The organism is Acidobacteriota bacterium, from assembly GCA_018001935.1.
In the GTDB taxonomy this organism is placed as follows: Bacteria; Acidobacteriota; JAAYUB01; order JAAYUB01; family JAAYUB01; genus JAGNHB01.
Genome location: JAGNHB010000044.1, coordinates 1 through 16,608 on the forward strand (window position 1 = coordinate 1; position 16,608 = coordinate 16,608).

15 protein-coding genes are annotated in these 16,608 nt (G+C 68.0%); 11 read left to right on the top strand and 4 right to left on the bottom strand.

What is annotated here, in order from left to right:
• Positions 1–197: 197 nt before the first annotated feature.
• The 11 genes from KA419_15095 to KA419_15145 all read left to right on the top strand — a co-directional run bounded on the left by KA419_15095 (position 198) and on the right by KA419_15145 (position 11,708).
• Complete coding sequence (locus KA419_15095; GenBank protein MBP7867262.1) at positions 198–1,094, top strand: radical SAM protein; 897 nt, start codon at positions 198–200, stop codon at positions 1,092–1,094.
• A 265-nt stretch (positions 1,095–1,359) separates the two neighbouring features.
• Positions 1,360–2,508 carry a hypothetical protein gene (locus KA419_15100; protein MBP7867263.1) on the top strand — a complete coding sequence of 383 codons (1,149 nt, stop codon included), beginning with the start codon at positions 1,360–1,362 and terminating at the stop codon, positions 2,506–2,508.
• A gap of 75 nt (positions 2,509–2,583) precedes the next feature.
• On the top strand, positions 2,584–3,693 hold the full coding sequence (locus KA419_15105) for a hypothetical protein (GenBank protein MBP7867264.1): 1,110 nt from the start codon (positions 2,584–2,586) through the stop codon (positions 3,691–3,693).
• A 77-nt stretch (positions 3,694–3,770) separates the two neighbouring features.
• Positions 3,771–5,318: an AAA family ATPase gene (locus KA419_15110; GenBank protein MBP7867265.1), complete on the top strand. Its 1,548-nt coding sequence runs from the start codon at positions 3,771–3,773 to the stop codon at positions 5,316–5,318.
• Between the two features lie 18 nt (positions 5,319–5,336).
• Positions 5,337–5,723, top strand: coding sequence for a DUF1257 domain-containing protein (locus tag KA419_15115; protein MBP7867266.1), 387 nt, complete (start codon positions 5,337–5,339; stop codon positions 5,721–5,723).
• Positions 5,724–5,733: 10 nt separating this feature from the next.
• Complete coding sequence (locus KA419_15120; GenBank protein MBP7867267.1) at positions 5,734–6,432, top strand: hypothetical protein; 699 nt, start codon at positions 5,734–5,736, stop codon at positions 6,430–6,432.
• A gap of 133 nt (positions 6,433–6,565) precedes the next feature.
• Entirely contained in the window at positions 6,566–6,778 is a 213-nt protein-coding gene (locus tag KA419_15125; protein ID MBP7867268.1) for a DUF2997 domain-containing protein, read from the top strand.
• Between the two features lie 226 nt (positions 6,779–7,004).
• Complete coding sequence (locus tag KA419_15130) at positions 7,005–7,244, top strand: type II toxin-antitoxin system prevent-host-death family antitoxin (protein MBP7867269.1); 240 nt, start codon at positions 7,005–7,007, stop codon at positions 7,242–7,244.
• Positions 7,190–7,654, top strand: a complete 465-nt coding sequence (locus KA419_15135; GenBank protein ID MBP7867270.1) for a type II toxin-antitoxin system VapC family toxin — start codon at positions 7,190–7,192, stop codon at positions 7,652–7,654. The genes KA419_15130 and KA419_15135 overlap by 55 nt, the downstream gene beginning before the upstream one ends.
• Before the next feature lie 161 nt (positions 7,655–7,815).
• Positions 7,816–8,397 carry a radical SAM protein gene (locus KA419_15140; protein MBP7867271.1) on the top strand — a complete coding sequence of 194 codons (582 nt, stop codon included), beginning with the start codon at positions 7,816–7,818 and terminating at the stop codon, positions 8,395–8,397.
• Between the two features lie 92 nt (positions 8,398–8,489).
• A complete protein-coding gene (locus tag KA419_15145; protein ID MBP7867272.1) occupies positions 8,490–11,708 on the top strand; it encodes a M20/M25/M40 family metallo-hydrolase in 3,219 nt (1,072 codons plus the stop codon).
• A 647-nt stretch (positions 11,709–12,355) separates the two neighbouring features.
• Here the strand turns inward: KA419_15145 and rseP are convergent.
• The 4 genes from rseP to KA419_15165 are packed head-to-tail and all read right to left on the bottom strand — an operon-like array spanning position 12,356 to position 16,595.
• Positions 12,356–13,813: an RIP metalloprotease RseP gene (gene rseP / locus KA419_15150; GenBank protein ID MBP7867273.1), complete on the bottom strand. Its 1,458-nt coding sequence runs from the start codon at positions 13,811–13,813 to the stop codon at positions 12,356–12,358.
• Positions 13,810–14,997 (bottom strand): 1-deoxy-D-xylulose-5-phosphate reductoisomerase, encoded by a 1,188-nt coding sequence (locus tag KA419_15155; GenBank protein MBP7867274.1) that lies wholly within the window; start codon positions 14,995–14,997, stop codon positions 13,810–13,812. The genes rseP and KA419_15155 overlap by 4 nt, the downstream gene beginning before the upstream one ends.
• Positions 14,994–15,809, bottom strand: coding sequence for a phosphatidate cytidylyltransferase (locus KA419_15160; GenBank protein ID MBP7867275.1), 816 nt, complete (start codon positions 15,807–15,809; stop codon positions 14,994–14,996). The genes KA419_15155 and KA419_15160 overlap by 4 nt, the downstream gene beginning before the upstream one ends.
• A gap of 3 nt (positions 15,810–15,812) precedes the next feature.
• Positions 15,813–16,595, bottom strand: coding sequence for an isoprenyl transferase (locus KA419_15165; protein ID MBP7867276.1), 783 nt, complete (start codon positions 16,593–16,595; stop codon positions 15,813–15,815).
• Between the last annotated feature and the right edge of the window lie 13 nt (positions 16,596–16,608).

Genomic DNA, 16,608 nt, shown 5'->3' on the forward strand with positions numbered 1-16,608 from the left:
AGACGGGGCGGGGGCAGAAGACAGGACGGGGGCGGGAGACGGGGCCGTTGGCTGCTGGCTTCAAGCGGGGTTTGGCCCACTGAATCGCTGTCACGGTGGGTTGGGCCTGCCTCGCGTTTCCGCATTCTTTCACACTTTTCGCACATTTCACACTTTTCACACTTTTCACACTTTCCTCCGCAGTATATGATGTCCCCGTGAGCGCCGCCTTCGGAACCCCCGTCAACCTCCCCCGCTTCCGCCCCCCCGCCGAGGCGGGAAGCCTGGTCCTCCAGGTGGACGAGGGCTGCCCCCACAACACCTGCACCTTCTGCGGCATGTACAAGGGGATGCGCTTCCGTCCCCGGCCGCTGGAGGAGATCCGGGCCCTCGTCGCGGCCGAGTCGGCCCGGGATCCCGACGCCCGACGCGTCTTCCTCGCCGACGGGGACGTCCTGCACCGCGACCCGGGCGAACTGGCGTCCATCCTCGAGATCCTGGGCGCCGCCCTGCCCCGCCTGGCGCGGGTGGCCGCCTACGCCAACGGCCGGTCCCTCGCGTCCAAAACCGCGGCGGACCTCTCCCGGCTCCGGGCCCTCCGTCTCCGCACCCTCTACCTTGGCCTCGAGAGCGGCGACGAGGCCACCCTCCGCTCGGCCCGCAAGGGCGAGACCGCCGCGACCATGGTCGAGGGGTGCCGGCGGGCGGCCGCGGCCGGGCTCCGGGTCTCGGTGATGGTCCTGCTGGGCCTCTCGGGGCCCGCCCGTTCCCAGGATCACGCCCGGGCGACCGCGGACGCCCTCAATCGCATGGACCCGCCGCTCCTGTCGGCCCTGCGGGTCATCCCGGTCCCCGGCACCCCCCTGCACCGTGACCTGGAAGCCGGCCGTTTCCAGCCCCTCACCGCGTGGGAGGCGGTGCGGGAACTGCGGTGGATCCTGGAGGGGCTCGACCTTCACGGGACCGTCTTCCGCGCCGACCACGCGTCCAACGTGGTTCCGCTGGAAGGCCGCCTCCCGCGGGACCGGGAGGCCCTCCTCGGCCTTTTGGACCAACTCCTGGCCTCGGACCTCCTCGATCGGCGCTCTCCCGGCCCCGCCCCCCTGTGGCTCTAGGTGGGTCCTCTCTCCGGAGAAGTTCGTTGCCTTCATTCACCGCTCTCGAAGGCGGCGTCACGATGGCGAGACCGCCATGCCGGGCGGCCTCGCCACCGTCGGAAACCGAACTGGAAAATATCTGCAACGCCTTGGGTTGAGCCATCGCCCGGAGGGTGATGGCACTATTGGCGGGGATGTCGCGCTTGACTCCGGTGCACCGGATGTTTATCCTTCCCCTGCCCGGTTTCTCCCCGTGCGAACAAGCTGTCCGGAGGTGACCCTCATGACCCGTGCCATAGACGGGGTCGAGTACCCCGCCCCCCCCGGGCCCGATGCCGAAGACGGGGCCGCGTTCCCCGCACCCCCGGCAGGAGGCGCCGGCTCCGCGGACGGGCGCCCGACGCCCTCCGCGGCCCCGTCCGGGGAGGCCGCGCCCCCCGCCCTCCCGGCGATCCCGCCGGACGCCGTGGGGGGGCCGACGTGGATGGACAGCCCCCTGGACTCCGGGCGCCCCGCCCTGGACATGCACTTCGCCGGCGTCCTCCTCCTGTTGGCCTTCATCCTGCCGCTTCACCGCGACGGGACGGGGTGGGAGTTCACCAACCTCGTCCGGCTCGGCCGGGGCGGGTTTGCCGAGACCTTCTCCCTGGGCTTCCCGCTGGCGGCGGGCCTCTCCCTCCTGGCGCTGGCGAAGCTCCGCCGGCCGGGGGCCGTCCGGGGGAGTTTCCTGGTCGGCCTGGGCCTTCTCCCCTTTGTCGTGGTGTTCACCGCTCCCGCCCTGCACGACCTGGTGCTCTTCCTCGCCCGCCTGTTCATGCCCGTCAGCCCGGTGGGAGGGCTCTTCCGGTTAGCGGCGGGGTTCGTCGGCTTCTTCGCCCTGTACGCCGGCCTGCGGGGCGCCCTTATCCGGCCAGGGGAGCGCGTCTTCCGCTTCCTCGCGTTCGGCGGGGCGGTGCTCATGCTGGGGCTCCAGGTCCTCCCGGTCCGCGTCCCCTTCGCCTACGCCTGGGGAGGGCCGGCGTCCCTGCCCGAGATCGCCGTCCCCTTCCACCTGCTGTTCCGGTGCCGGAGCCTCGAACAGGGGATCGTCGCCGCGGGGCAGCTCGCCGGCCTGGCCCTTCTGCTCTTCTGCCTGTACCGCGCCCTGGGGCTGTGCATCCGCCGGTGGGCCCCCGACCCCCGCCGGGCCGCGACCCAGGGGTTCGTGGCCCTGTGGGCCCGCTACATCGTCGAGCTGCTCCCCGCCCTCCTCGTGATCTTCTTCCAGTCCAGGGACCAGGCATTCTACGACGCCGCCGGCCTCTTCAAGGTCCTGGTCTGGGTCGCGGGGGTGGCCCTGATCGTCCCCGTCGGCCTGACGGACCTCCTCCTGGGCACGCTCCCGCCGGGCCCCGCCCCCCTTCCCGCCAACGAACCCCCGGGTTCGGCTTGACTCCAAAGGCGGGGTTGTTTATCCTGCGTCTGTTCCGTTTCTTTCGCGACCTTCCTTCGGGGACTGGAGGTCACCATGACGGCCGGCAGCGAAGACAGGATCGGGCCTCCGGGACCAGCTTCGGGCCTGTGTCCATCCCTGAACCTTCTCGCACCGGACATGCGCTGCACCGGCGCCCTTCTCCTCGCGGCTTTTCTTCTGCCCATGTGGGACCCGCCCCTATGGACCTTCCCCAATATCGAGGGACTGGAGCGGGGGGATGGCTTCTACGGCCTGTTCCTGGTTTTCCCGCTGATTGCGGGCTTGAGCCTGCTGGCGCTCTCCAGGGACCGTCACGCGGGGTGGAAGCGCGGCGCCTTCCTCCTCGGCCTGGGCCTGCTCCCCTTCATGATCCTTTTGGCAGTCCCTGCGATTCACCCGGACGCCCCCTTCTACCTTTTCTTCTTCAATCCGAAAGGGCCGTCGTACCTCCGCGTACGGGTGGTAGCGAGCTTCCTGGGCATCGCCGCCCTTTACGCCGGGCTTCGGGGCGCCGCCTTTGAGCCCGGCCGGGAGGATTTTCGCCGTCTCGCCCTCGGCGGGGCGATCCTCATGGTGGGGCTCCAACTGCTGGCACCATGCACATCCAACGACTTGATCGGAAACCGTTTTCATTCTCTCTCCGACATCCTGGCCTCTCTGTGGGGAATACAGAAAACAGGGAAAATCGAACTCTGGCTCGTGAGAGCTGGGAAGGGGGTCGGATTGATCCTCTTCCTTTTCTGTCTCTACCGGGCGATCGAGCCGGCTTTCAGGAAGAACTTCCCGGAGCGGTGTCGGGTCGCCCGGCAGGGATTCACCGCGCTCTGGCTGAGCTATGTCATCAACTGGGCCCCCCAAGTGCTCGTGTCTCTGTTTCAACCCTGGGAAGGCAAGGTCGGAGTAACCGTTAACATGCTCAAAGTGTTTCTTTGGCTGGCCGGCCTGGCGATGGTCCTTCCGGTCGGCCTCTTGGACTACCTCCTGGCGCGACCTCGGCCCGGGGCGGAGACGACCGGTTCTCCCGGATGGGGCCCTGAAGAGTCGGGGCCGGGAGGATCGGGGTCCGGAGGCGCGGCACGAGGGGAAGCGGCCGGACCGGGGCGAACGAGTGATTCCGAAAGCGAATCCGATACCGATTCCGACCCCGACAGCGGTCGGCGGTGATTTTGTTCGTGTGGTTGGTGTGGTTCGTGGTTAAATTCCGGTGACCCGGTCGCGGGCGGAGGGCAGAAATGGCGAACATGAACTTCGAACAGGAACTGGAGGTCTTCCTCCGCTCGCGCTTTCCCCTGGTCTGCATCGTCTCGCCGGAAGAGGAGCGCGTGCTCGAAGCCGTCACCGGCGTCTGCCGGAAGGGGAACCGTCCCCTGGTGTCGTGGGACGCGGCCGACTTCCTCCTGCCCCTGCTGGGGAGCTTCTCCCCCGCCCTTCCGCCCAAGGACCCCGTCTCCCTGCTGGAGGTGGTGGACAAGGCCGAGGGCAACGTGGTCTTCGTCCTGCCCGACTTCCACCAGTGCTGGCACAACCAGCCCCGGGTCATCCGCAAGCTCAAGAACCTGGCCCGGAAACTCCAGTACACCCGAAAGACGCTGCTGGTGACCCTCACGACGGCCTGCGTCCCCGACGAACTCCGGGACGAGGCGGTGATCGTGGAGTTTCCCCCGCCTGGCCCGCCGGAGCTGGCCGGGATCATCGACAAGCTGCGCGAGACCCCCGGGGTCCGGATCACCCCGGACGCCCCGACGCGGGACCGGCTCGTCCAGGCCGCCTTGGGCCTGTCCTGCCGCCAGGCCCTGCGGGTTTTCTCCAAGGCCCTGGTGCTGGACGGTTCCCTGGACGAGAAGGACATCGAGCTGGTGACGGCCGAGAAGAAACAGGTGATCCGGCAGTCCGGCGCCCTGGAGTTCTTCACCCCCGCCGAGGCCATCGGGGACGTGGGGGGGCTCGAGATCCTCAAGCAGTGGCTCCGGATGCGGGAACGGGCCTTCTCGCCCGAGGCCGCCGCCTACGGCCTCCCCGCACCGAAGGGGATCGCGCTCATCGGCATCCCCGGAACGGGGAAGTCATTGACCGCCAAAATGATCGCCCATCTCTGGCGCCTGCCCCTCATCCGCCTGGACGTGGGAGCCCTTTTCGGGAGCCTGGTGGGGCAGTCCGAGGAGAACGCCCGCCGCGCCCTGCGCCTGGCGGAAACCGTCGCCCCCTGCATCGTCTGGATCGACGAGCTGGAGAAAGCCTTCGCGTCCGGCGGGCTCGACGGGGGCACCTCCCTTCGCGTCCTGGGGACTTTCCTCACCTGGATGCAGGAGAAGACCCGCCCCGCCTTCATCGTGGCCACCGCCAACAAGGTGGAGCTGCTCCCGCCCGAACTGCTCCGCCGCGGGCGCTTCGACGAGATCTTCTTCCTGGACCTCCCCACCGACGTCGAGCGGAAGGAGATCTTCGGGGTCCACATCCGAAAGCGCCGGCGAAACCCCGACGCCTTCGACCTGGATCAACTGGCCCGGCTCTCGGAAGGCTACGTGGGGGCGGAGATCGAGCAGGCCGTCATCGACGCCATGTACCTGGCCTTCAACGACGCGGCGTCCCCCGCCCGGGAGTTCACCTCGGCGGACATCGCCGCCGCCATCGGGCGGCTGGTCCCCCTGAGCATCTCCCAGCGGGAGACCGTGGAGTACCTCCGTTCCTGGCTGACGGAAGGGCGGGCACAGTCCGCCTCTTTCCTCGAGGTGGAGGAGGCGCGCAAGCGTTTCGTCCAGATCCAGATCGAACCGTTCAGCAAGAACTGACGCCCCGGAGGTCGAAACATGTCGCAATTCACCACCCTCAAGACGCGGTTCACCCGACTGGATTTCCTGAAGAAAGCCCTGAACGACCTGGGCCTGGCCTGGGAGGAGGGAGACCTGATGGTCCGGGGCTTCATGGGGAAGACCACGCCCGCTCAGATCCGGGTTTCCACCCGCGACCCGAACTACCCCATCGGCTTCCGCCGGGTGGGCGACACCTACGAAATGGTGGCGGACTGGTACTACGTCAAGGAACACACCCCCGAGTCACTGCTCAAGGCCCTGTCCCGCCGGTACGCCTACCACGCCGCCCTGGCGACCCTCGGGGCGCAGAACTTCAGCCTCGTGGAGGAGGAGGTCGGGCCCGAGGAGCAGGTCCACCTGGTGCTCCGCCGCATGGTGAACTGAAGGAGCGCGCATGGCTTCCCCGCCCCCCTCCCGAACAGTGGACGAACAGCGCATCGAGCAGGACCTCCGGTCCTTCCTGGGCCGCCTCATCCAGGCCATCGACCGGTGGTCCGTGTTCCTCGGCCTCTCCATGATCTTCTTCATCCCCCTCGGCATCATCCTGGCGTCCAACTACCTGCTTCGGTGGAGTTTCTGGCAGACCGTCGGGTACGGCTCCCTGCTCTGGCTCGGGCTGGTGGTGATCATGGTGGTCCTCTCGCTGGCGGACGAGTCGAAGAAGATCCGGGCCGCCGCGGCCGAATTCCTGCGGCGCTACCCCGGCGGGTCCCCCGAGGGGGAAGCCGCGCTCCGGATCCTCCGGGAGATGGAAAGCCCCTCCAAGACCGAGCGCAAGCTCCTGAACGTGATCCTGGGCGGCACCCCGGACGCCCCCCCGACGGAGAACTTCATCATCCGCCGGCGCCCGGGCACGCCGGAAGGCGAGATCGCCGAGGCGCTCGGCGACCTGTCGGGGGGGGATGTCCCCCCCGCCATTCTCCGGGCCCCGAACCCTCCGCCCGCGCCCCCGGTGGAGCCGTTCACCCGGGCGGAAGCCCCGGGGCCCCCGCGGTCGTCGCCCGGCGGAGGCAACGCCGCGGACCATTTCGACTTCATCCCGCTGGAGCCCTTCACCCCGCCCGAACCGCCCCCCGGCAAGGGGAAGGCGTGACGGGAGCCGCCCCGGCACCCCGGGCAGAGGTCCCCGGCGCCTGGCGGGGGGGGACGGTCGCGGGCCGGATAGGCCCACCCCGAACGCCTCGAGGGGCTCGAGATCGAAAGGCTGGTTTTCTCAGGAGGACGGCATGAGCGAAATCCAGGAACTGGACGTCTACATCAACCCCGACGGAACGGTCCGCATCGAGGTCCGCGGAGCCAAGGGCCAGGGCTGCCTGGGGATCACTGCCCCCCTCGAGGAGGCTCTCGGCGGGGAGGTCGTCCATCGCGAACTCACCGCGGAGTACGACGAGGCGCCCGAATACGACGGGCTTTCCGACCCCCTCACGCAGAAGGCCTGACCTCAACAACCACTCTCCACATTCCCCCGGACGGCGATGGCACCTTCCACGAACCCGTCATCCTTGACGCGGTCGCAAAAAGTACCATCACCCTCCGGGTGATGGCTCAAACAAACGTCTTACAGACCCTTTCCCGTTCGTTTTCCTGCTTTTTACGAAACCGTCACCCTTGACAGGCCTGAGCCCTCTTGTTAAACTAGTTTCAGACTGGTTTAAAGGAGGAGACATGATCCACGTTGGGACCTTCGAGGCAAAAACCCGCCTTTCCGAGTTGTTGCAGAAGGTTTCCGCCGGGGAAACGGTGATCATCACCCGGCATGGTCACCCGGTCGCCCGCCTTTGCCCGGCGGCCCAATCCGATCTGACCTCCCGGGCGGAGGTGATTCGGCGAATCCGGGAGAACCGCCGGCAATGGGCACTCGGGGGGATATCCGTCCGGGAGTTGATCGAGGAGGGGCGCCGGTGAAGGAGTACGTGTTGGACTGTTCCATGACCCTGTGCTGGTGTTTTGAAGATGAAAAGACCGAGAGATCGGAGTCGCTTCTCGATGCGTTGGAGGGCGGCGTCACGATGGTCCCCTCCTTGTGGTATTTCGAAGTGGCCAACGCCCTCGTTGTCGCCGAACGGCGAGGGCGAATCAGCCGGGCGGCCGCTGCCGCCTTTCTGAATCTGCTCAGCGCGTTACCGATCGTCGTGGACCCCGAGAGCGCAACCCATGCCTGGTCGGGTGTCATCACCCTGGCCCGTGAACATCGATTGTCCGCGTACGACGCGGCTTACCTGGAACTGGCCCTGAGAAGGGGGTCCCCTCTGGCCACGCGGGACCAGCGCCTTGCCTCGGCGGCTGAAACCCTCGGTGTCCCCGTCCTTCAGTGAATGTAGACGACCCTGCAAAATGACCTATTTTGCCCGCGAATCACGCGAATGAACGCGAATCAGAAATCAATAATCAATAGATATTATTCGTGTTATAAATTCGCGTATCTTCGCGTTATTCGCGGGAAATCCCTCTTTCGCGACCTCTTGCGGGACCATCCATGACGACCGATTCCCCGAGGTGGTTGAGGGTCCATGCCGTCATGCCCCGGACGCGGGCCAACGGGCCCGGGGTGCGGTTCGGCATCTGGGTGCAGGGGTGCGCACGGTGCTGCCCCGGCTGCTTCAACCCGGAGACCCACGACCCCGCCGGGGGGTATCCGGTGGACGTCGGGGGCCTCGCCCGGCAGGTCATCGACGCGTCAACGGCAACGGATGACGGGGCGGGGGCGATCGAGGGCGTCAGCGTCAGCGGCGGGGAACCCCTGGAGCAGCCCGAGGCCCTGATGAACTTCCTGGCAGACCTGCGGCGTGAAACAAGCCTTTCCGTGGTCCTCTTCTCCGGCTACTCTCGGGAGGAGATCGAACGGCTTCCCCACGGTCCGGCGATCCTCGCGATGACGGACATCCTGGTGGCGGGGCCGTACGAAGAGATGCGCCACTTCGCCCACGACCTCCGGGGCTCGGAAAACCAGGCCGTGCACTTCCTGACGGACCGATACACCCCCTGCGACCTGGAAGACCTGCCCGACGCCGAGATCGTCATCGCCCCCGACGGCACCGTCACCCGCAGCGGGTTCTGACGATTTTCCTCTTTTCGGTGTTCCCTTTTCGTGTCCTCCAAGGTACAATCCAGGGTTTATTGCCCGAACCGCTTCGAGAAAAGGTGGCACGCATGACACGACACGTAAAGAACCTGGCTTTCATCGCCCTGGCGGGACTGCTGATCTCGTCCCTACCCGCCGCGCCCGCGTCGTCCTGGGACGACCTGGCGGCCCTGCGCGGCCACCGCCTGGTCCGCGTCGAAAAAACCTCCCCCGAAGATCTCGCCAAGGCCGGCGGCCGTTTCCTGGCCTACTTCACCGACGGGGCCCTCCTCGCGGCCGTGAGCCCCGAGCAGGGGCTCCGGCTCACCGCTTCCGGGACCCCCGTCACCGAGCTGGACGCGACCATCTCCGCGGACGACTACTGGCTGATCCACGGAAGAGGGGGGCGGACGGCGGACGTCTTCCCCTTCGACGTCCGGGTCCTCTTCGGCCAGGGGCGGGAGTACCTGGTCAGCATGAGCGAGTCCCGGGCCATGGGGCTGGCCGAAGCCGGCTTCGAGCTGTCGCGGGTCACCCTGGACGCGAAAGCCGTCGAGCCCCGGGCCGCGGACCGGACCCTGGCGGGGATCACCTACCAGGACCGGGTCGCCAGCCTGATGAGCACCGTCACGAGTTCCGACCTGTACACCCTCGTGGCCAACCTGAGCGGCGTGAATTCGGTCAGCATCGGCGGCTCGCCCTACACCCTGGTCTCGCGGTACTCCCTCAACACGGAGAACATCACCAAGGCCACCCAGTACGCCTACGAGTACTTCCAGTCCCTGGGGTACAGCCCGGAGTATTACAACTACACCGGCGCGGGGTCCCGCAACGTCATCTGCAAGAAGGTCGGGTCCACCTACCCGGACCAGTACGTCATGATCTGCGGCCACCTCGACGACATGCCTTCCGGCGCCACCGCCCCGGGCGCCGACGACAACGCCAGCGGGTCGGCCGCCGTCCTGCTGGCGGCCCAACTCATGAAGAACGCCACCTTCGACTACTCCATCATCTTCGCCCTCTGGGCCGGCGAGGAACAGGGCCTGGTGGGCAGCGGGAAATACGCCCAGTACGCCGCCGGCCTGGGCATGCAGATCAAGGGGGTCCTCAACCTCGACATGATCGCCTGGGATTCCACCGGCGGCCCGGACATCGACATCCACTCCAAGGCCTCCCCGGCGGGTTGCAATGCCCTCGCCCAGCTCCTGGCGGACGTGATCGCCACCTACGGGGTCAGCCTGACCCCCAGCATCATCGCCAACGGAACCACCGCCAGCGACCACGCCTCGTTCTGGAACCAGCAGTACCCCGCCATCCTGGCCATCGAGAGCGACGCCGACTTCTGCGACTACTACCACACCGTCAACGACACGCTCCCCACCCTCAACATGACCTTCTTCACCCAGTTCGTGAAAGCCTCCGTGGGGATGCTGGCCCACATGGCCTGGATCGACCCGGTGGAACTGACGGGCAGCGCCCTGTCCGCCGAGGGGTGCACGCCGGCCAACTCCGCCGCCGACCCGGGCGAGACCGTGACCTACGCCGTCACCCTCAAGAACAAGACCGCCACGGCCTTCACCAACCTGACGGCCACCCTCCAGGCCACCGGCGGCGTGACCGCCCCGTCGGGGCCGGTGTCTTACGGCGCCGTCGCCGCGGGGAGCAGCGCGACGCGAAACTTCTCGTTCACCGTATCCCCCTCCGTGAGCTGCGGAGGGACCGTGACCATGACCCTGGCGCTCCAGGACGGCGCCACGAACCTCCCCGGCGTTTCCGCCACCCTGGTGACCGGCGCCACCCAGACGGCCCTCACGGAGAATTTCGACGCCGTGACGGCGCCGACGCTCCCCGCGGGCTGGTCCGCCACGGTCGCGTCGGGGTCCGCCACGTGGGCGACGTCGAGCGCGTCCGCGAACTCCGCACCCAACGCGGCCTTCATCGTGGACGCCAACGTCGTGACCGACAGCCGGCTCGAGACGCCCTCGATCGCCATCAGTGCCGGGGACCAGCTGACCTTCTGGCACAAGTACGCCTTCGAGGGCTCCAGCTGGGACGGCGGCGTCCTGGAGATCTCCATCGACGGCGGCGCCTTCACGGACATCCTGGCGGCCGGCGGCTCCTTCGCCTCGGGCGGGTACACCGCGACCCTCTCCACCGGTTACTCCAACCCGCTGGGCGGCCGCTCCGCGTGGTGCGGCGACCTTGCCGCCTTCACCCAGGTCAAGGTGAACCTTCCCGCCGCCGCGGCGGGCAAGAGCGTGAAGTTCCGCTTTCGCCTCGGCTGCGACTCCTCCTCCGGTGACACCGGATGGTATGTCGACAACCTCGCGGTGATCCGCTACGTCTGCTGCACCTCCGTGCCCGCGGCGGCGGACCCCTACGACTTCAACGGCGACGGTTACACCGACATCCTGTGGCGCAACGGCACCACGGGCGCCCTGGGCGACTGGTACGTCACCCCGGCCGGCGCTTCGGCGGGCCCCCTCACCGGAACCGTGAGCGACGGCAACTGGCAGGTCTTCGGCTCCGGCGACTTCAACAGCAGCGGCCGCGCCGACCTCGTCTGGCGCAACGTTTCCACCGGCGACCTGGCCATCTGGCTCATGGGCGCCTCCGGTTACGACAGCACCGTCTCCCTGGGTTCCGTGGACCCGGGCTGGCGGGTGCTCGGCGCCGCGGACCTCAACGCCAACGGCAACGCCGACCTCCTGTGGCGCAACTTCAACGACGGGTACCTGTCGGTGTGGCTGATGTCCAACACGGTGAGCGTGCTGGGCTCCACCTTCGCGGGCGGGATCAGCTCCATGGAGTGGAAGGCGGTGGGTTCCGGCCACTTCGACAACGACGGGCGGGCCGACGTGCTGTGGTGGAACGCCACCACGGGCGTGCTGTCCATCTGGTTCGAGGACGAGAACGGCTGGCAGGGCGACATGTCGCCGGGAACCGTGGACACGACGTGGAAGATCACGGGGATCGGCGACGTGGACGGCAACGGGATCGACGACCTCCTGTGGCGCAACGCCACGTCGGGCGATCTCTCGGTGTGGTTCCTGAACAACGGCGGGACGGTGTCCGGGACGACGTTCCTGGGCGGGATCGGTGACCTGAACTGGAAGGTGAAGGGCGTGGGCTTCTTCAACAACGACGCCTACGCGGACATCCTGTGGCGCCACGCCATGTCGGGCGACACGGTGGTCTGGTACCTTTCCGGGACGGGGATGATCGGGGACCTGTACCTCGGCACCGTGGACCCAGTGTGGGTGACCCTCAACCAGGGGAACTTCCCCGGCCACACCGAGCTGCCGTAAGCGCGGCGCCTCGACGATCAGTGCGAAGACCGGCTCCCCCCGCGGGGAGCCGGGGTTTTTGGGGGAAGGGGTTTAGGCTGTAGGCTGTAGGTCCGGAGGGGGGGGTCCCATCGGGGTCGGTATCGGTATCGGTATCGCAATCGGTATCGCAATCGGTATCGCTATCGCAATCGCAGTCGAAAGGGGATCAGTACCTCTCCAGAAACAAATTCGCAACCGATTTGGAAAGAATCGGTTGCGAAATGGCGTTTCGGGTCGGTTGGACGGCGACCCCGCCGACCCCGCACCAAAGAAAAATCCTTGCCAAATCGCGCAAGATAGCGGGATTGATCATTCGAAGCGTCGGCCGAGTGCGGAAGTAGCGCCCGATGCGGTCTTCCTTTGCGAGCTTGGCGTCTTGGCGAGAATCGATCCGGATCTGGCTCTCGCCAAGGCGCCAAGCTCGCAAAGAAATACGGATTGCCGGGGATTCGGCCCAGGGCACGAAAGCTTGCCTTCACCGGGTCCCCTACCTCCTGGAGAAGGCTTCCGGAAGGTCTCTCACGAAGGCACGAAGGCACAGAGAAGAGGTGTTTCCGATCACCCTGAACCGGCCCAGGCACCGTCCAAAGGGGCGCCATGGAGCGTGTCGCCGCACGCTGCGGAGATCACTGGAACGCCTTGATGACGTCGAAGAAGACCACCACGGCCATGAAGGCCAGCAGGAGGAAGAGGCCGGCGGTGACGGCCTTCTCCTTGACCCAGAGGGGGATGTTCCGGCGGAAGATCATCTCCAGGAGGAGGAAGAAGAGCATGCCGCCGTCCAGGATCGGGATGGGGAGCAGGTTGAGGACCGCCAAGTTCATGCTGATGAGGGCCATGAAGTTGAAGATGACCACCAGGTTCTTCGTCTTGACCGCCTCTCCGGAGGCGCGGGCGATCCCGATGGGCCCCGAGAACTGCCGGATGGACAGGGTCCCCGAGATCACCTTGGCGAGAATCCGGTAGGTCATGGCCACGAACTGGAGGTTGTCCTTCACCGACTTGGTCAGGGCCGCCCAGGGGCCATGGCGCTCCGAGACCAGCTGGAAGTCGAGTTGGAACCCCGCGAGCCCGCGGCCGTCCTCGCCGCTGGTGGCCGCCGGGACCAACTGCATCGGCAGAGCCCGGCCGTCGCGGAGCACTTCCAGGCGCAGGGGGCGGCCCGTGCAGACGCGGGCAAAGGGGTTGCCCGGCGTCCCGTCCGGAGGGACGGGCATCAGCCCGGGGGGAAGCGAGACCCCGACGGGGGGCGTCACCGCGCGGAAGAGGAACTCGCCCAGCGCGGGATAGTCCACCTCGCCCGCCCGCTCCCGGATCATCCGGGAAGAGGCCATGTACCCGCGGACCACCGACTTCCCGTCGGAGACGGAGAGGATCTCGTCGCCCGCCTTCAGCCCGGCCCGGGCCGCCGGGGACCCTTCCACCACCAACTCGACCCGCGCGGGGACGAAGGGGTAGATCCCCGAGATCTCCGACGGGTCGGTGACGGTCTCGCCGAAGCGGACCCGGCGGGAGAACTCGTTCCCGTCCCGCCGCAGGACGAGGTTCACGTCCTGGTTGGACAGGGAGACGGACTGGATGACGAAGTCGGCCCAGGATTTCACAGGCGACCCGTTGGCGGAGACGATGACGTCGCCGGGTTCCATCCCCTGGCCGGCGGAGGGGGACCCCGCGGCCACCAGGCCCACCTTCGCCGGGGCGTGGTAGAAACCCGGCACCTCGACGCCCACCATGTAGTTGACCCACAGGAGGAACACGGCGAGGAAGAGGTTCATGAAGGGTCCGGCGACGGTCACTACCGCCCGCTGCCACCGGGGGCGCGACAGGAACTCGTCGGGGTCGCCGGAGAGGTCCTCCCCGAAGTGCTCGCCGGACATCTTGACGTACCCCCCGAGGGGGACGGCGCAAACGCGGTAGTCCACCCCGCCCCGGGTGAAGCCCCAGAGCCGCTTTCCGAAACCCAGGGAGAAGATCTCCACCCGGATCCGGAACGCCCGTGCAGCCAGGAAGTGCCCCAGCTCGTGCAGGAAGATCATGATGCCCAGGATGACGACGAAGGAGACCAGGTTGATCAGGACGTTCAAGCGATTCCCTCCTGGATCAGGGTTCGGGCGGTCTCCCGCGCCCGGCGGTCCGCGTCCTCCACGGCCTCCAGGGTGTCGGCGGGGCCGGGGGGAAGACGGTCCAGGCACTGCCGGATCACCTCGGGGATGGCGGTGAAGGGGATCACCTCGTCCAGGAACGCGGATACGGCCACCTCGTTGGCGGCGTTCAGGTGGGCGGCGGCGGTGCCCCCGGCTTCCAGCGCATGGCAGGCCAGGGTGAGGCAGGGGAACTTGCGGGTGTCGGGCTCCTGAAACTCCAGCGCCGGGAGCGTGAACGGGTTGAGCCGCGGCAGGTCGGTGTCGCTGCGCTCGGGGTAGTCCAGGGCGAAGCGGATGGGCAGTTTCATGTCGGTGATACCGAGCTGGGCCAGGAAGGAGCCGTCCCGGAACTCCACCATGGAGTGGATGACCGACTGGGGGTGCACGACCACCCGGATCCGCTCCGGCGGCATCCCGAAGAGCCAGTGGGCCTCGATGACCTCCAGCCCCTTGTTCATCAGCGTGGCGGAGTCCACGGTGATCTTGCGGCCCATTTTCCAGGTGGGGTGCGACAGCGCCTCCTCCACGGAGATGCCGGCGAAGGCTTCCTCGGGGGTGTGCAGGAAGGGCCCCCCGGAAGCGGTCAGCCACAGCCGCTCCACCGTGCGGGGGTCCTGGCCCGCCAGGCACTGGAAGATGGCGTTGTGCTCGCTGTCCACCGGGAGGACCCGGGCGCCCGAGGCCGCGGACGCCGCCATCACCAGGCCCCCGGCCGCGACGAGCGTCTCCTTGTTGGCCAGGGCCACGGTCTTCCCCCCGTTGACGGCTGCGCAGGTTGGGCGCAGGCCGGCGAAACCCACCATGGCGGACACCACGATGTCCGCCTCCGGGAGCATCGCCACGGCCTCGGCGCCCGCCTGTCCCACCAGGATGTCCAGGACCCGGGGGTCGAAACCGCGGGCGCGCAGGAGGCGGAGCAGGGTGTCCCGCCGCTCGGGGGTGGCCACCGAGACCAGGCGGGGCCCGTACCGGGCGATCTGGCCGGCCAGTTCCTCCACGTTGCGGCCCGCGGCCAGGCCGGCCACGTGGAAGTCCCCCGCTCGGCGGCCGACGACCTCCAGGGTGCTCCGGCCGATGGAGCCCGTGGAACCGAGGATCGCAAGGGTCCGGGAAATCTGGCTCATGCGTGTTTCAACACCATCCCCATCAGGAAGTAGAAAACCGGGGCCGTGAACAGCAGGGAGTCGATCCGGTCCAGCATCCCCCCGTGCCCCGGGATCAGCCCGGAGGAGTCCTTGACGCCGCAGCAGCGCTTGAAGAGGGACTCCATCAGGTCACCCACCTGGCCCGCCGCCCCCAGGAAGACCGCGGCGGCCGCGAACGGCCACCACGCCCTCTCGGGGAAACCGGCGAGGGCCACCGCGACGCCGGCGCCCGCGCTCCCGAGCAGGCCGCCGAGGGTCCCCTCCACGGTCTTCTTGGGGCTGACCGCTTCGCAGAGCTTGTGCCGGCCGAAGAGGCGGCCGGAGAGGTAGGCGAAGGAGTCCCCCAGCCACTGGACGAGGAAGAAGAGGACCAGCAGGAGCGGCCCGCGGTCCGTCGAGAGACCGAACCGGATGTCGTACAGCCAGGAGAACAGCACAAAGATGTACAGGAAACCCACGGCGGGCCAGGCCAGGCGCCCCAGGGCCTCCCCGGGCCCGCGCCCCCGGGCGACGGCCAGGGCCCCGGCCACGAGGAAGAACGCGGCGGCGGAGACCGACCGGTGGTCCGGAAAGGCCGGGTAGACCGCAAAAAAGCCGGCCGCCGCCGCGACGACCGTGAGCGCCCAGCCGCCCGAGGCCCCCATCCGCTCCCGGCCCATGCCCTGGAACTCGTGGAAGCAGAGGGTCCCGACCCCGGTCACCACCAGGGCGAAGGCGAGCGGGGAGCACCGGTAGGCCACCAGAAGGACCAGGGGGATCAGGACCAGGGCCGACAGGATCCGCGTCAGCATGGGTCAGGCCTGCGTCACGCCGCCGAACCGGCGGTCGCGTCTTTGGAACTCCCCGATGGACCGGAGGAGGTCGACGGCCTGGAAGTCGGGCCAGAGGACGGGCAGGATGACAAACTCGGTGTAGGCGATCTGCCAGAGCAGGAAGTTGCTCACGCGATACTCGCCGCTGGTCCGGATCAGGAGGTCGGGGTCGGGGATGCCCGCGGTGTAGAGGTGCCGTTCCACGACGGAGGCGTCGATGGCGTCGGGGGCGAGCCGCCCGGCCCGGACCTCCCGGGCGACGGCGATCACGGCATCGACGATCTCGGTCCGCGCGCCGTAGTTGAGGGCGAGGCTGAGCACCATGCCGGTGTTTCCCTCGGTGGTCCTCACGGTGTGCGCCACCATCCGACGGGTGACCGCCCCCAGGTCCGAGAGCTTGCCGACGGTCCGAAACCGGATGTTGTTCCGCATCAGGGTCGGCAGTTCCTCGCGGCTGTAACGCCGCAGCAGGCTCATCAGGTCGCGGACCTCGGTCTTGGGGCGCTTCCAGTTCTCCACGGAGAAGGCGTAGAGGGTGAGGTACTCCAGGCCGAGGGCCGCCCCGGTCTCGGTGATGCGCCGGACCGACTCCGCGCCGGCGTGGTGGCCCTCCGCGCGGGGTTTGCCATGGCGGGCCGCCCACCGCCCGTTCCCGTCCATGATGACGGCGACGTGGCGGGGCAGACGGTGCGGGTCGATGGACCGGAGCAGCTCCATCTCCTCGGACTGCGGCCCGAAACGATCCGTGAAGAAGGTGAGATCCATCGGTCACCCTGGG

Bases quoted from the DNA above. Each gene is read 5' to 3' on its own strand.
- KA419_15165 (MBP7867276.1), bottom strand. From the start codon at position 16,595: ATGGATCTCACCTTCTTCACGGATCGTTTCGGGCCGCAGTCCGAGGAG.
- KA419_15125 (MBP7867268.1), top strand. From the start codon at position 6,566: ATGAGCGAAATCCAGGAACTGGACGTCTACATCAACCCCGACGGAACG.
- KA419_15155 (MBP7867274.1), bottom strand. From the start codon at position 14,997: ATGAGCCAGATTTCCCGGACCCTTGCGATCCTCGGTTCCACGGGCTCC.
- KA419_15115 (MBP7867266.1), top strand. From the start codon at position 5,337: ATGTCGCAATTCACCACCCTCAAGACGCGGTTCACCCGACTGGATTTC.
- KA419_15140 (MBP7867271.1), top strand. From the start codon at position 7,816: ATGACGACCGATTCCCCGAGGTGGTTGAGGGTCCATGCCGTCATGCCC.
- KA419_15130 (MBP7867269.1), top strand. From the start codon at position 7,005: ATGATCCACGTTGGGACCTTCGAGGCAAAAACCCGCCTTTCCGAGTTG.
- KA419_15135 (MBP7867270.1), top strand. From the start codon at position 7,190: ATGGGCACTCGGGGGGATATCCGTCCGGGAGTTGATCGAGGAGGGGCG.
- KA419_15100 (MBP7867263.1), top strand. From the start codon at position 1,360: ATGACCCGTGCCATAGACGGGGTCGAGTACCCCGCCCCCCCCGGGCCC.
- KA419_15160 (MBP7867275.1), bottom strand. From the start codon at position 15,809: ATGCTGACGCGGATCCTGTCGGCCCTGGTCCTGATCCCCCTGGTCCTT.
- KA419_15110 (MBP7867265.1), top strand. From the start codon at position 3,771: ATGAACTTCGAACAGGAACTGGAGGTCTTCCTCCGCTCGCGCTTTCCC.
- KA419_15145 (MBP7867272.1), top strand. From the start codon at position 8,490: ATGACACGACACGTAAAGAACCTGGCTTTCATCGCCCTGGCGGGACTG.
- KA419_15120 (MBP7867267.1), top strand. From the start codon at position 5,734: ATGGCTTCCCCGCCCCCCTCCCGAACAGTGGACGAACAGCGCATCGAG.
- KA419_15105 (MBP7867264.1), top strand. From the start codon at position 2,584: ATGACGGCCGGCAGCGAAGACAGGATCGGGCCTCCGGGACCAGCTTCG.